Raw genomic sequence first — 14579 nt, 5'->3', positions numbered from 1 at the left:
CCGCACCCCGTCGGAACACCGCGCGGCGGCGTGTTGTTGACTGCGGGCGTGAGTGCTGAGCAGCAGAAACGCCGTGCCCGTGTCCGCGCCCCCGAGCTGATCGGCCGCCAGTGGCTGAACACCGGCGGCGAGGACCTCAAGCTTGCCGACTTCCGCGGCAAGGTCCTCGTCCTGGACTTCTGGACGTTCTGCTGCATCAACTGCTTGCACGTGCTCGACGAGCTGCGGCCCTTGGAGGCCGAGTTCGCCGAGGAGGTCGTCACCGTCGGCGTGCACTCGCCGAAGTTCGAGCACGAGGCCGATCCGGATGCGCTGGTCGCCGCCGTCGAGCGCTACGCCGTGCACCACCCGGTGCTCGACGACCCGGAGCTGACCACCTGGCAGAACTACGCGGTCAAGGCCTGGCCGACGCTGGTCGTCGTCGACCCCGAGGGCTACGTCGTGCACGTCGCCGCTGGTGAGGGGCACGTCGAGGCCCTGCGCAGCGTGATCACCGAGATCATCGCCGAGCACGAGGCCAAGGGCACGCTGCACCGGGGGAACGGCCCTTACGTGCCGCCGGAGGCGCCCGAGACCGCGCTCCGCTTCCCCGGCAAGGTCATCGCCCTGCCGAGCGGGAACCTGCTGGTGTCGGACTCCGCGAACCACTCGCTGGTCGAGTTCGCCGCCGACGGCGAGACCGTGGTGCGCCGCATCGGCGCCGGTCGGCGCGGTCGCGCGGACGGCGCTGCCGCTGAGTTCTCCGAGCCCGCCGGTCTCGCGCTGCTGCCGCAGCACGTCGCCGAGCAGGTCGGCTACGACGTCGTGGTCGCCGACACCGTCAACCACCTGCTGCGCGGCGTCCGGCTCGCGGACGGCGAGGTCACCACCCTGGCCGGGACCGGCGAGCAGTGGCGCGACGGCGCCGACGGCGGACCCGCGCTGGAGACGCCGCTGACCAGTCCCTGGGACGTCGCCTGGTGGGAACCGGCCGGCGGCGTCGTGATCGCGATGGCGGGCAACCACACGCTCGGCCTGTTCGACCCGGTCGCGGGCGAGGTCCGGCGGTACGCCGGGACGACGGTCGAGGGCCTGCGCGACGGCGCCGCCGACGAGGCGTTCTTCGCACAGCCGTCCGGACTGGCCGACGGCGGCGACCGGCTCTGGCTGGCCGACTCCGAGACCTCCGCGCTGCGCTGGATCGAGGCCGCGGGCGATGGCTTCGAGGTCCGCACGGCCGTCGGCACCGGGCTGTTCGACTTCGGCCACGCCGACGGCCCCGCCGAGAAAGCGCTGTTCCAGCACCCGCTCGGCGTCGCGGTCCTGCCCGATGGTTCGGTCGCGGTCTGCGACACCTACAACGGCGCCGTCCGGCGCTACGAGCCGGCGACCGGCGAGGTGTCGACGCTGGCCACGGATGTCGCGGAGCCCTCCGGCGCGGCCGTGGTGGACGGGGAACTCGTCGTGGTCGCCTCCGCCGCGCACCGGCTTGAGCGGCCGGTCCCGCCCGGCGTCGCGGCGCGCCTCGTCGAGGGGGCGTCGCAGCAGGTCAAGCGGCCGGCCACGGAGATCGGCAGCGGCGCGGTCGAGCTCGCCGTGGTGTTCACGCCGCCGCCGGGCACCAAGCTGGACGAGCGCTACGGGCCGTCGACCCGGCTGGAGATCACCTCGTCGCCGGCGGAACTGCTGGTCGAAGGCGCCGGCGTGGGCACCGATCTGACGCGGCGCCTGGTGCTGGCCGAGGGCATCGAGCAGGGCGTGCTGCACGTCGTGGCGCAGGCCGCCAGCTGCGACGACGACCCGTCGGTCGAGCACCCGGCCTGCCGCCTGACCAGGCAGGACTGGGGCGTGCCGATCAAGATCGCGGCCGCCGGGCCGAGGCGGTTGCCGCTGGTGATGGGCGGCCTTGACGCCGAGGCGTGATCTCACGGCCCCGGTGGACCACCGCACCGGGTGTTGACAGGGGCCGCCGGGCACGCCGCGTGCTCGCGTTTTCGCAGGTAGATGCTCGTGCGCGGTTGGGAGCGCTATGGCACTCCAAACCGCTCACGAGTACTTGACCAGCGGAAACCGTTGGTGGCACCGGTGGATCCGCGTGGCGGGCCCGGAAAGCCCTGCCCTGGCCGGTTGGTCGCCCGACGGCGGCAAGTAAACTTTTCGGGTGACCGATGCCAAGCTCGAAATCCAGATGCTGCACGACCGGGTCATGGTGCGCATCTCCCCGGAGTCCGGCGAACGCCGCAGCAGCGGCGGCATCGTGATTCCGGCGACCGCCCAGGTGGCCAAGCGGCTGCTGTGGGGCGAGGTCTTCGGCGTGGGCAGTCACGTGCGCACGGTGAAGGTCGGCGACCAGGTGTTGTTCAACCCCGACGAGCAGTTCGAGGTCGAGGTCCAGGGCCAGGCCTACCTCGTGATGCGGGAGCGGGACCTGCACGCCGTTGCCAGCGAACGCACCGAACAAGGCACCGGGCTGTACCTGTAGTCGACGCGGCCTTCCCTCGCGGAGCCGGCCGCCGATATCGTCACGCGCCCCACCGCACGACCGACACGAGAAGGGGAAGCGGTGCCGGAAAACCACGATCATCGAAGCGGTGCCGAGCCGTCGACCGAACGGATGCGCACCGACCCGGAACGTTCCGGCGGGGCCCAGCCGGAGACCAGCGTCGAGCAGACCACCCGGATCCCACCGGTAAAGGCCGACTTCGACGAACGCACCCGCCCCAACCTGCCGGGCGCCGCGAAGCCGGGAGCCCAGCAGCCGGCACCGGAGTCCGACGCAGAGCGGACCGCCCAGATCGCCGCGGTGCCCGCCGACTTCTCCACGTTCCGCATCGAGACCCAGGCGATCCCGCAGGCCGGCGCCCAGCCCGGTGGCTGGACCGCCGCGACCCCGCCGCCGTCCGACGCCGACAAGAAGCGCCGCGGCCTGATCCGCGCCGGCATCGCCGCCGGCGCCGTGGTCGGGGTGCTGGCGCTGCTCTACGTCGGTGATCTGGTCTTCACCAGCGGCCAGGTGCCGCGCGGCACGGTGGTGGCCGGCGTCGACATCGGCGGCCTGGACGAGACCGCCGCCGAGACGGAGCTCCGCGAGAAGCTCGGCCCGGGCCTCAACGAGCCCGTCGAGCTGCGGGTCGGCGACCGCACCGCCACGATCAACCCGGAGCAGGCCGGGCTGCAGATGGACTGGACGGCGACCGTCCAGCAGGCGGGCAGCCAGCCGCTGAACCCGTTCACCCGGATCGCCTCGCTGTTCTCCACGACCGAGGTCGCCCCGGTCAGCCACGGCGACCGCGAGCAGCTGGTCCAGGCGCTGGAGCAGGTCCGGCCGCAGCTGGACCGGGCCCCGGCCGAGGGCGCCATCCGGTTCGAGGGCACCAAGCCGGTCGCCGTCGACCCGATCACCGGGCAGACCATCGACGTGCAGCGGGCCACCGACGAGGTGCTCACCCACTGGGCGGACGACGTCGCCGTGCAGGTGCCCTTCACCGAGCAGCCGGTCAGCACGACCAGCGAGGGCGTCCAGCGGGCGCTGCGCGAGGTGGCGCAGCCCGCGGTGTCCGCGCCGGTGACGGTGCTCGGCCAGGGCAAGGACGCGACCCTGGCGCCCGCGGCGATCGCCGCGGCGCTGCGGTTCGAGCCGGACGGCGCCGGCGGGCTGAAGTCCCACGTGGACCTGCCGGCCGCGATCGGCAGTGTCGAACCGCAGCTGGCCGACACGATCAAGCCCGGCAAGGACGCCGAGATCGTCCTGGAAGGCGGCGCGCCGGTGGTCCGGCCGTCCACCGACGGCATCGGCGTCGACTGGAACAAGAGCTTCGAGCGGATCGACGAGGTGCTCCGCAGGCCGCAGGACCGCGCCGTGCAGGCCATCTACGTGCACCAACCCGCCAAGTTCACCACCGAGCAGGCCAACCAGATGGGCATCCGCGAGGTGGTCGGCGAGTTCACCACCGGCGGGTTCGAGGCCGCGTCCGGGGTGAACATCCGGCGGACCGCCGAGCAGGTCAACGGCGCGATCATCAAGCCGGGCGAGGTCTTCAGCCTCAACGGGCACACCGGGCCGCGCGGGATCCCGCAGGGCTACGTCGAGTCCGGGATCATCGAGAACGGCCGCCCGGGCAGGGCCGTCGGCGGCGGCATCTCGCAGTTCGCCACGACGCTGTACAACGCCTCGTACTTCGCCGGCATGCAGAACGTCGAGCACAAGGCGCACAGCTACTACATCAGCCGCTACCCGGCGGGCCGCGAGGCCACCGTGTTCCAGAGCCCCAGCGGCGCGAGCATCATCGACGTCAAGTTCAAGAACGTCGCCAAGAGCGGGATCATGATCACCACCCGCTGGACGCCGTCGTCGATCACGGTGCAGCTCTGGGGCACCAAGCAGTTCGACGTGTCCTCGCAGACCGGCGAGCGGACCAACCCCACGCAGCCGCAGGAGAAGGTCGTGCCGCCGGGCGAGCCGTGCAGCCCGAGCAAGGGCTCGCCGGGCTTCTCGGTGAACGACACCCGGACCATCAAGGACGTGACCACCGGCCAGGTGCGGACCGAGACCCAGCACACCGTCTACAACCCGCAGCCGATCATCCACTGCGGCGCGCCGCCGGGCGGAGCGCCCGCCCCGCCGCGCTGACGGCGAGTCGCCGACGAGCGGTCGTCCCGGTTCCCCGGGGCGACCGCTCTCGCGTTTCAGCGGGTGGTCGCGACGAGCAGGCCGGGGTGGTCGGTGCCGTCGATCGGGATCGTCTCGGCGTGCTCCAACCGGAACACGTCCATCGCCAGCACGTGCTGCACGCTGCCGTCGTCCGTGCGGTACCAGCCGTCGGGCACGCAGCCCTGCACGTCGGGGTTGCCACCGGCGACCAGGTTCAGGTCTCCGCCGATCACCGAGTCGGCGCCGAGCGCGGTCGCGACGCCGGAGAGCTCCCGGCACTGCTCGGCCGCGACCTGGCCGTCGCTCGCGGACAGGTGCGTGGTGCACGCGGCGACCTTGGAGTACGGCACGCACAGCAGCACCCGCTGCTCGTTGCCGCCGTCCTGCGCCGCGTACTGCCGCTCGACGGCCTCGCCCGCGGCCCCGAGATCGGGGTGGGTCAGGATGGCGACGCCGTAGTCGCCGCGCCCGTCCTTGCAGGCGAACGGGCTGCCGGTCGCCTTGTCGCCGACCGGGGCGAACGCCCAGCGGTAGCCCGTTTCGTGCGTCATGCGGGTGATGTCCGGGGCGCAGACCTCGTTGATCGTCACCACGTCCGGCCGGCGCTGCTGGATCGCGGCGATCGCCGAGTCGACCGACTTGCCCTCCGAATAGCAGTCGGCGAAGCCGCTGTTGCAGATGTTGAGCTGGAGCACGGTGAAGGGCTGGGCCGCCGTGGTCTGCGCCTGGGCGACCGGGACGGCGACGGCGGCGAGCGCGGCCAATGCCGCTGCGATCCACAGCGCGGCCGATCGGCGCAGGCCGGCACGCTTCATCGGGACCTCCTCAGGGCTCTCGGCGCCGCGGGCTCGGCACCCGTCGAAAGTCTGCTCACCAGCGAATATCCGCTCGACCGCCGGATGGGGTAGTGGCGACTTCTCGTCAAGTGCACCCGTCCGGACACGTTGCGTGTACGAGCAGTGATCGTCCGCAGGGGTCTCGCGAGCGCGTCCCGGAGCCCGTCGAGCACTCCCTGTTGACCAGTGGCACACACCACATGAGACTGAGTGCCATTCGGCAGTCGCGGGCGACAACCCGCACGAACAGGGGAGGTTCGGCGGAATATCTTTCGTCTTCGCCCCGGTCCGCTGGCAGGTTTCCGATCACCGGCCGGCCCGCGACCGGGCGCGGACCGAAAACTTGATGGCTTCGCAACACTCAGCATTGGGATTACGCCCGAACGAGTGGCACCATTCGAACACTCGCGTTCTCACCTACTAGGAGTGACATCGTGGCGCGTCGCAGAACACTACGAGCGATGGCTCTGCTGCCCGCTCTGGCCCTGGCCACCGCCGTCGCGGCGGGCTGTGCCGAGTCCACCACCGGCGGTGGGGGCACGGCGGACGGCGGCGTGGAGGTGATCAAGCCGGGCATCCTCACGACCTGCACGCACATGGACTACAAGCCCTTCCAGTTCCACGACCAGGGGAAGATCGTCGGCTTCGACGTCGACCTCGTCGACGCGATCGCCGCGGACATGGGCCTGAAGCAGGAAATCCTGGACACCCCGTTCGAGGGCATCCAGTCCGGTGAGGACCTCAACACGCGGCGCTGCGACGTGGCCGCCGCGGCCATGAGCATCACGCCGGCCCGCGAGGAGAACTTCGACTTCTCCGACCCGTACTTCGACTCCACCCAGGCCCTGATGACGAAGAAGGGCTCGGGCATCCGCAGCCTGGCTGACCTGCGCGGCAAGAAGCTGGGTGTCCAGCTGGCCACCACCGGTGAGAAGTACGCGAACGAGAACAAGGACGCCAACGGCTACGAGGTCGTCCAGTTCGAGGACCTGCCGCTGTCGGTGACCGCGGTGGAGACCGGCCAGGTCGATGCGGCGATCAACGACAACAGCGTCTTCGGCGACTTCGTCAAGAACAACCCGAACGTCGAGATCACCAACGAGTTCAGCACCGGCGACCAGTACGGCATCGGCATGGCCACCGGCAACACGGCGCTGAAGGACCGGGTCAACGCCGCGCTGAAGAAGCTCAAGGAAAACGGCGAGTACGACAAGATCTACGAAAAGTGGTTCGGCAAGAAGCCGCAATGACGGTTGGTGGCTGGTTTGCGCAGGTGGTCACCTAGCGGAACCTCAGACGCCGTCTCGACTGCGGGATCCCCGACTTGTGTATGACCAATACGCGGCATCGGGGCTGTCCTCGCGAGACGACCTCTGAGAACCCGCGGGTGGTCGACCTGCGCAGGTGGTCGGAAGCGGCTTCGCCGCTGCCTGACGGCAACCACAGCCGAGTACGTCGAACTGCCGATCTGTGCGATCGGATGGCGAGCAACGCGCTCCAATGCCAACGGACGGGGTCGGCGGGTGCTCCACCGCCGGCCCCGAACACTGATCAGGAGACTTCATGACAACCGACACCGAGCGGCCCAAGTCGGGGCTGGGCCGACGGCAGAAGGCCCGGCTCAACCGCGGCATCCAGTACGCCGTGCTGATCGTGGTCATCATCGTGGTGGCCGTGGTCGCGGACTGGAACTCCATCGCGCGGGCGTTCTTCAACGTCGACGTGGCGATGGCGCAGTTCCCCGCCGTGATCACCACGGCGCTGGTCAACACCATCATCTACACCGCGCTCGGCTTCGGGTTCGGCCTCGGGCTGGGCATCGTGCTGGCGTTGATGAAGATGTCGCCGGTCGGCCCGTACCGGTGGATCGCCACCGGCTACATCGAGCTGTTCCGCGGCCTGCCCGCGCTGCTGGTGTTCATCGCGCTGGGCTTCGGCGTGCCGATCGCCTTCCAGCTGCGGTTCGACATCTACTCCACGGTGATGCTGGCGCTCGGCTTGGTCGGCGCGGCCTACATGGCCGAGACCATCCGCGCCGGCGTCCAGGCGGTGCCGAAGGGGCAGATCGAGGCGGCCCGATCGCTGGGCATGTCGCCGATGCGGACCATGATCACCGTGGTGATGCCGCAGGCGCTCCGGATCATCCTGCCGCCGCTGACCAACGAGCTGATCCTGCTGACCAAGGACTCGTCGCTGGTCTACCTGCTCGGCCTGGCCGCCAACGAGTACGAGCTGGCGAAGTTCGGCCGTGCCGCGCTGAACGAGTACGCATCGCTCACGCCGCTGCTGGTGGCCGGGCTGTGCTACCTGATCATCACCATTCCGCTGTCCCGGGTTTCGGACCTGCTGGAGCGCAAGTACGGCGGCGGGGCGCGGACCAAGGGGGCCAAGGCATGAGCGACGTGATGATCGAGATCAACGGGCTGAGCAAGTCGTTCGGCTCCCTGGAAGTGCTGCGCGGCATCGACCTGGAGGTGGCGCGCGGCGAGGTCGTCTGCGTCATCGGCCCGTCCGGCTCCGGCAAGTCCACCCTGCTGCGCTGCGTGAACCTCCTGGAGGAGCCGACCGCGGGCAAGGTCGTGGTGGACGGCACCGACCTTACCGACCCGGACACCGACCTGGACGGTGCCCGCCGGCACATCGGCATGGTGTTCCAGCAGTTCAACCTGTTCGCGCACCTGCACGTGCTGGACAACCTGACCGTGGCGCAGCGCAAGGTGCTGGGCCGGGACAAGGCGACGGCGGAGAAGGTCGCGCGGGAGAACCTGGAGCGGGTCGGGCTGTCGGACAAGGCCGACGCCATGCCCGCGCAGCTCTCCGGCGGCCAGCAGCAGCGGGTCGCGATCGCGCGGGCGCTGTCGATGAACCCGCAGGTCATGCTGTTCGACGAGCCGACATCGGCGCTGGACCCGGAGCTGGTCGGCGACGTGCTCGGCGTGATGCGGCAGCTCGCCGACGAGGGCATGACGATGCTCGTGGTCACCCACGAGATGCAGTTCGCCCGCGAGGTGGCCGACCGGGTGCTGTTCATGGACGGCGGCGGGATCATCGAGCAGGGACCGCCGGCCGAGGTGATCGGCGCGCCGAAGGAGGAGCGCACCCGCACCTTCCTCGCCCGCGTCCTCGACCCGACCCACACCCACCCCGCCCCGGAGTGATCTGACGGCAGGACCGCGCGAACGGCCCGTTCACCTCGTACCGCGAGGTGAACGGGCCGTTCGCTCGTTCCGGGCCGAGGTTTCACGTGGAACCAATACGCCATCCGGCTGCACTCAGCAGCGCATCGCAACCAAGCCTTGTGATCACACGTCGGAGTTCTATAGGTAGTTGATCGACTACCTTTCGGGTGATCAAGTTGATCAGCTGGTCGGGGACTAGGTCGGGGGCGAGGGTGCCGGTCGTCAAGCCGTGGGACAGCAACGGTCCGCTCACCGCTGCGGAGCAGCGGTTCGAGGAACTGCTCCGGCAGGGCAGAGCCGACCGCGTGACCCCGGGCGCCATCCCGCCGCTGGACGTGCACGCAGTGCGGCACTCCCAGGACCGCGAGATCCGCGGTGAGTACCTCGCCCGCCGCCTGGTCGAGTCGCTGGAGGAACCCGGCTGGCGGCCGTTCTCCCGGCGCAGCGGCGGCCAGCAGCAGGTCATCGCCATCGAGGACGCGGTGATCACCGGGCACCTGGACCTGCGCGCCACCGACCTGCCGTACCTGCTGGAATTCGTCCGCTGCCGGTTCGAGCACGCGCCCGACCTGCGGCAGGCGAACATCGCCGGTCTGGTGCTCTGGCACTGCCGGTTCCCCGGCATCGACGCCCGAAACCTCAACACCAGCAACGACACCGTGCTGCGCAACTGCACGAGCATCGGCGGCATCGTCGACCTCGCCGACGCCCAGCTGGGCGGTTCGCTGCTGCTCAACGACAGCGAGCTGCGCAATCCCGGCGGCCGCGCCATCTACGGCGACCGGCTGTCCGTCTCCGGTGCGCTGCTCGGGTTGCGGCTGCAGGTGGCGGGCGAGATCCGCATCCCCGGCGCGAAGGTCGGCGGCAACCTCACGCTCTCCGGCGGGGCGCTGCGCAACCGGGGCCGGTACGCGTTGAACGCCAACGGGATCCAGATCGGCGGCAGCCTGCGCTGCGACGTCGACCCGCTCACGCGCCGGCCGTTCACCGTCGCCGGGCTGATGTTCCTGCCCAGCGCGCACATCTTCGGCGACCTGCGGCTGCGCGACGCGGTGCTGGAACCGGGCGTCGCGCCCTCGCAGCGCGGCGAATCCCAGTACGACGACCCGACCAGCACGCTCGTCATCGACCGCGGCGACATCCGCGGCGACGTGCAGATCGACCAGGGCTTTCGCAGCGGCGGCACCATCCGGATGGTGAGCGCGAAGGTCGGCGGCGACCTGCGGATGTCCGGCGCGCACATCGACCTGAGCTGGTCGCGCTCCAAGAAGGCGTCGGTCGAGCAGCCGCTGCGCTCGGTGCACATCGACGGCACCGAGATCCTCGGCAACCTGGAGGCGTCGCGGGTCGAGCTGCACGGCCAGGTGCGGATGATCGACGTCCGGGTGCACGGCAGCTTCCAGCTGAACAAGGCCTGCCTGCACGGCCCGCGCACCGACGTGCTGCAGGCCAGCCGGCTCGTGGTCGGCAGCAACCTGGACTGCCGGGAGACCGACGTCGTCGGCTCGATCCAGCTGCAGGGCGCCCAGATCGGCGCCAACGTCGACCTGCGCTCGGCGCACCTGACCAAACCCGCGTGGCACCGCCACCGGATGTCCTACAAGTCCTCCCTGGACCTTCGGGCTGCCCGCATCGCGCGCGACCTGGTGTGCGCGGCGGGCAGCCGGCCGTTCCTCGCCGAGGGCGAGGTGCAGCTGCGGCGCGCCGAGATCGGGCGGCAGGCGAACTTCTGGGGCTGCCGGCTCGGCGACGGCACCAGCCGCAACGCGATCAACGCCTTCGGCCTGGTGGCGCAGGAGCTCACGCTGGTTCCGGAGACCGCGCCGCAGGGCCGGATCATGCTGCGGCAGGCGCAGTGCGAGCTGCTCGCGGACAGCGCGTCGCTGTGGGCGGCGTCCGGCGGCGTCGACGTCGAGGACTTCGGGTACGACAACTTCACCACCACCATCGAGCCGACGGATCAGGCCGCGGTGCGGGAGCGGCTCGGCTGGCTGCGCGACAACTCGGGCGGCCGCTACCAGCCCGGGCCGTACGACCAGCTGGCGCGCGTTTTCCGCGGCAACGGCAACGAAGAGCACGCGGTGCTGGTGCTGATCGAGAAGCAGCGTCGCCGCTACCAGGCGATCGCGGCCGCGACCCGGCCCGCGTTCCGGTGGCCGGTGCGGTTGTGGAGCATGCTGCAGCTGATCACGGTCAGCTACGGCTACCGCCCGCTGCGCGCCCTGATCTGGCTGGTGCTGCTGACCGCGGCGGGCACCACCTGGTTCGACCACCACCCGCTGGTCCCGATCAACGAGGAAGACCACCCGGTGTGGAACCCGTTCCTGTACACAGTGGACCAATTGGTGCCGATCATCAACCTCGGTCACGACGTGATGTGGCAGGCGCACGGCAATTCGCAGTGGATCACGGTGGTGCTGATCGCCTCGGGCTGGATCCTGGCGACCACGGTCGCGGCGGGCATCACCAGAGCCCTCCACCGAGAGCTCTAGCTGCCGTTTCAGCGCCGCTTTCGCGCGAAGCCGACGCCAGATCCTCACGCGGAGTGCGTTTTCGCGCGAAACCGACGCCAGATCCTCACGCGGAGCGCGCTTTCGCGCGAAACCGACGCTCAGCGATCCGGACGCCCACGCCTCACGCGTGCCCGCACCCCCTCCCGAAACGACCTCTCAGGCAGTTCCAGGACCGCCCCTGGGTGGCCGTGCCCCCAGTGGTCCGCAATTTCAATGGAAATTGGGCCTTCGATTTCCATTGAAATTGCGGCAGGACACGTTGGGGCGCTCGACGATCGGGTGAATTCTCGCGCCGTGACGATCTTGCCGTGCTAGATCAAGCTGGCCAGTGCCCAGCTCTCGCAGGAGGCCCGCGTGGGATCCCAGCTCGGTCGTCTCGCCCAACTAGGTTCTGCCCTCGCCGTGGCGGGGGCGCTGCTCGCGCCCACCGCGCACGCGGCCGACGAGTTCGAATACGTGGCGATGGGCGATTCGGCGGCCGCCGGGCCGCTCACGCCGAACCCCGACCCGAACCTGCTCTGCTTCCGCTCCCGGGAGAACTACCCGCGGGTGGCGGCCCGGCTCATCGGCGCCAAGCTGACCGACGTCTCCTGCTCGGGCGCGAAGATCGAGGACTTCTCCGGCAGGCAGCACGGCATCATGGCCCCGCAGTACGCCGCGCTCAGCGACCGGACCGACCTGGTGACGGTCACCATCGGCGGCAACGACGTATCGCTGGTGCAGGCGGCGGTTTCGTGCGTGAACCTGCTCCCGGATCCGCTCGGATCGTCCTGCGCGGACGAGTTCACCGCGGGCGGCGGGGACGAGCTCGCGGCACGGATCGACGCGCTCGTGCCGCGCTTCGACGACGCGCTCGCGCAGATCAGGCACCGGGCGCCGAACGCCGAGATCGTGGTGGTCGGCTACGGCACCTACCTCCGGCCGGGCGGCTGCTACCCGAAGGAGCCGGTCTGGGCGCGCGACGCGGACTACATCCAGTCCAGTGTGGACAAGTTGAGCGCGATGCTCGGCGAGCGGGCGGCGGCGCACGGCGCGCAGTTCGTCGACCTCGGCCCGGTCAGCGAGGGCCACGACATCTGCGCGGCCCCGGCTGAGAAGTATTACGAGGGCGTGTTCCCGACGTCGGTCGCGGCGCCGCTGCACCCGAACGCCAAGGGCATGCAGGTCTTCGGCCGGACCGTCGCGGAAGCCGTGCAACACATCCGGTCCTGACCCGACGCCGAAGGCCCCCGCCCCGTTGCGGGGGCTTTCTGCTGCTACAAGACCGAGTTCCCGCAGATGTGCCCCGGGAAGAACGCCTGCGCCAGCGCTTCGCCCAGCTCGCGGGGCTCGGGCCCGCCGAGGTGGCGGCGGAAGCGGTCCAGGTACAGCCCGAGCTGGCACGCCCGGTCGTGCCGGCCGCGCGCGGTCGCCAGCACGAGCGCGTGCTGGATGTTGTCCTCTTCGGTCCGGAACCAGTTCAGCGCCGCCTGCGCCGTCGGCAGGTCGGGCAGCTCGGCGAGCGGGTGCGCGGCCTGCTGCCCGGGCCGTCGCGCCGGACCTTCGACCGCGCGCAGGCCGCTTTCGGCGGCGTGCAGGTAGTAGTCGAGCAGCCGGGTGATCGCGGCCTCCCGGTCGGCCGCGGGCTCCGCCGCGGCGAGGGTCGCCGAGTGGAGCCGGACCAGGTCGTGCCGCCCGTACCGGCCGGGGCCGGTCACGTGCAGCAGGTTGACCGCCACCAGGCTCTCCAGCCGGGCCTGGTTGTCCCGCAGCCTGGTGCCCGCGAGCGCGGCGGCCGCGAAGTAGTCGACCTCGGCGCCGGGGTGCTCGCCCAGCAGCCGGAACAGCCGCGCCGACGCGTCGTCGAGCCGCCGGTAGCTGGTGGTCAGGGCGGCGCGGATGCTCCCGCCGGAATCCGGCAGCGACAGCCTGGTCAGCCGGTGGCGCTCGTCGGAGTAGATGTCGGCCAGCGAGCGGATCGTGAAGTGCGGATGGCTGGCGCCGCGGGCGGCGGCGATCCGCAGCGCCAGCGGGAGCCGGTCGCACAGCTCCGCCAGCTCGGCAGCGGCGGCGGGTTCGGCGGCGATCCGCTCGGAGCCGAGCAGCAGCCGCAGAACGGCGACCGCCGCCTGCCGGTCCAACGCCGGCAGCGACAGCCGGACCGCTCCCTCGGTGGCCGCCAGGTCGTCCAGGCGGCTCCGGCTGGACACCAGCACCACGCAACCCGAGTTGCCGGGCAGCAGCGGGCGGACCTGCGCGGCCGAACGCGCGTTGTCGAGGACCACCAGCAGCCGCCGGTCCGCCAGCACCGAGCGGTACAGCGCGGCGCGTTCGTCGAGGTCGTCGGGGATCCGCGCGGCAGGCACCCCGAGCGCGCGGAGGAAACCGCTGAGCGCCTGCGCCGGCGCCACCGGATCCGCGTCGTCGAACCCGCGGAGGTCGACGAACAGGCAGCCGTCCTCGAAGTCCGCGGCCACCTGGTGCGCCCAGCGCAGCGCGAGCGCGGTCTTCCCGACGCCCGCCGGGCCGGTGAGGATCCGGATCGGGCCGTCGTCGTCCAGCGCCGCGTCCAGCTGCGCGAGTTCGGCGCCGCGGCCCACGAAACCCCGGTTCTCCCTGGGCAATTGCGAGGGAACGGGCGCCGGTGGCCGCCCGTCGTCGGCCCTGAGCACGGTGTGGAAGGCCTCCTGCAGGCCGGTTCCGGGGGCGACGCCGAGCTCGTCGGCGAGGCGGATCCGCGTGTCGTGGAAGACGTCGAGAGCCTCGGCCTGCCGACCGACCTGGTGCAGGCTCAGCACGAGCAGCTCCACCAGGGGTTCGCGCAGCGGCCGCAGCGCGACGGCCTCCCGGAGCTGGTCGATCGCCTCGGCGGTGCGACCGAGCCGGTTCAGCCGCCGGGCCAGCTCGTGCACCGCGGTGACCACCGACTCGTCCAACCGGTCCGAGACGTCGCGGCGCAGGCTTTCCGACTCGACGTCGGCCAGGGCCGGGCCGCGGCGCAGGGCGAGCGCGGCGCGCAGCAGGTCGACGGCCTCCTCGTCGGACGCGTTCTTGGCGTCCGCGATCAGGTCCTCGAACCGCGTCACGTCGAGCAGCGAGCGGGGCGCGAGCAGCAGGTAGCCGGGGGAACGGGTGACGAGTTCCACGCCGTCGCCGAGATCCTTGCGCAGCTGGGCGATGTGGCCCTGCAGCGAGGCCCTGGCCGTGGGCGGCGGATGGCCGTTCCAGGCGATGTCCATCAGCCGGTCGACGGAGACGACGCGGTTGAGGTCGATCGCCAGCGCCGCGAGGACATTGCGCCGTTTGGCGGCGCCGATGGCCGCCGTTCGGCCGTCCGATCGCAGCAATTCCACCGGGCCCAGCAAGCGAATCCGCGGTTGTGGTCGGGTTCTCGGAGAAGACATCCGCTCCCGATCGAGTCGTTCGTCGGCGAGTGCACCCG

At 70.9% G+C, this 14579-nt stretch carries 10 protein-coding genes; 8 read left to right on the top strand and 2 right to left on the bottom strand.

Annotation, left to right across the window (positions count from 1 at the left end; all coding sequences use genetic code 11):
• Positions 1-48 precede the first annotated feature (48 nt).
• From ACWEV3_RS23945 to ACWEV3_RS23935, 3 genes are all read left to right on the top strand, one after another.
• Positions 49-1902, top strand: coding sequence for an NHL domain-containing thioredoxin family protein (locus ACWEV3_RS23945; protein ID WP_452616063.1), 1854 nt, complete (start codon positions 49-51; stop codon positions 1900-1902).
• A 238-nt stretch (positions 1903-2140) separates the two neighbouring features.
• The gene (locus ACWEV3_RS23940; RefSeq protein WP_093260968.1) at positions 2141-2461 is read left to right on the top strand and encodes a GroES family chaperonin; all 321 of its coding nucleotides are present in this window, start codon (positions 2141-2143) and stop codon (positions 2459-2461) included.
• Between the two features lie 81 nt (positions 2462-2542).
• Positions 2543-4609 carry a VanW family protein gene (locus ACWEV3_RS23935; RefSeq protein WP_452616062.1) on the top strand — a complete coding sequence of 689 codons (2067 nt, stop codon included), beginning with the start codon at positions 2543-2545 and terminating at the stop codon, positions 4607-4609.
• 56 nt (positions 4610-4665) lie between these two features.
• On the opposite strand, the gene ACWEV3_RS23930 is transcribed toward ACWEV3_RS23935, so the two are convergent.
• Positions 4666-5445 (bottom strand): endonuclease/exonuclease/phosphatase family protein, encoded by a 780-nt coding sequence (locus ACWEV3_RS23930; protein WP_452616061.1) that lies wholly within the window; start codon positions 5443-5445, stop codon positions 4666-4668.
• Positions 5446-5927: 482 nt separating this feature from the next.
• Between ACWEV3_RS23930 and ACWEV3_RS23925 the strand changes: the two genes are divergently transcribed.
• The 5 genes from ACWEV3_RS23925 to ACWEV3_RS23905 all read left to right on the top strand — a co-directional run bounded on the left by ACWEV3_RS23925 (position 5928) and on the right by ACWEV3_RS23905 (position 12370).
• Positions 5928-6716 (top strand): ABC transporter substrate-binding protein, encoded by a 789-nt coding sequence (locus tag ACWEV3_RS23925; RefSeq protein WP_452616060.1) that lies wholly within the window; start codon positions 5928-5930, stop codon positions 6714-6716.
• A 313-nt stretch (positions 6717-7029) separates the two neighbouring features.
• Positions 7030-7863, top strand: a complete 834-nt coding sequence (locus tag ACWEV3_RS23920) for an amino acid ABC transporter permease (RefSeq protein WP_452616059.1) — start codon at positions 7030-7032, stop codon at positions 7861-7863.
• A complete protein-coding gene (locus ACWEV3_RS23915) occupies positions 7860-8624 on the top strand; it encodes an amino acid ABC transporter ATP-binding protein (RefSeq protein WP_452616058.1) in 765 nt (254 codons plus the stop codon). Before ACWEV3_RS23920 ends, ACWEV3_RS23915 begins: the two co-directional genes overlap by 4 nt.
• A gap of 188 nt (positions 8625-8812) precedes the next feature.
• The gene (locus ACWEV3_RS23910) at positions 8813-11137 is read left to right on the top strand and encodes an oxidoreductase (RefSeq protein WP_452616057.1); all 2325 of its coding nucleotides are present in this window, start codon (positions 8813-8815) and stop codon (positions 11135-11137) included.
• Between the two features lie 375 nt (positions 11138-11512).
• Positions 11513-12370, top strand: a complete 858-nt coding sequence (locus tag ACWEV3_RS23905; protein ID WP_452616056.1) for an SGNH/GDSL hydrolase family protein — start codon at positions 11513-11515, stop codon at positions 12368-12370.
• A 44-nt stretch (positions 12371-12414) separates the two neighbouring features.
• Here ACWEV3_RS23905 and ACWEV3_RS23900 read toward each other — a convergent pair whose 3' ends face one another.
• Positions 12415-14490 carry a BTAD domain-containing putative transcriptional regulator gene (locus ACWEV3_RS23900; protein WP_452616055.1) on the bottom strand — a complete coding sequence of 692 codons (2076 nt, stop codon included), beginning with the start codon at positions 14488-14490 and terminating at the stop codon, positions 12415-12417.
• Between the last annotated feature and the right edge of the window lie 89 nt (positions 14491-14579).

Source organism: Saccharopolyspora sp. NPDC003752 (assembly GCF_053605825.1).
The sequence above is the reverse complement of the archived record's forward strand: the minus strand, read 5'-3'. Positions and strand labels throughout refer to the sequence as shown.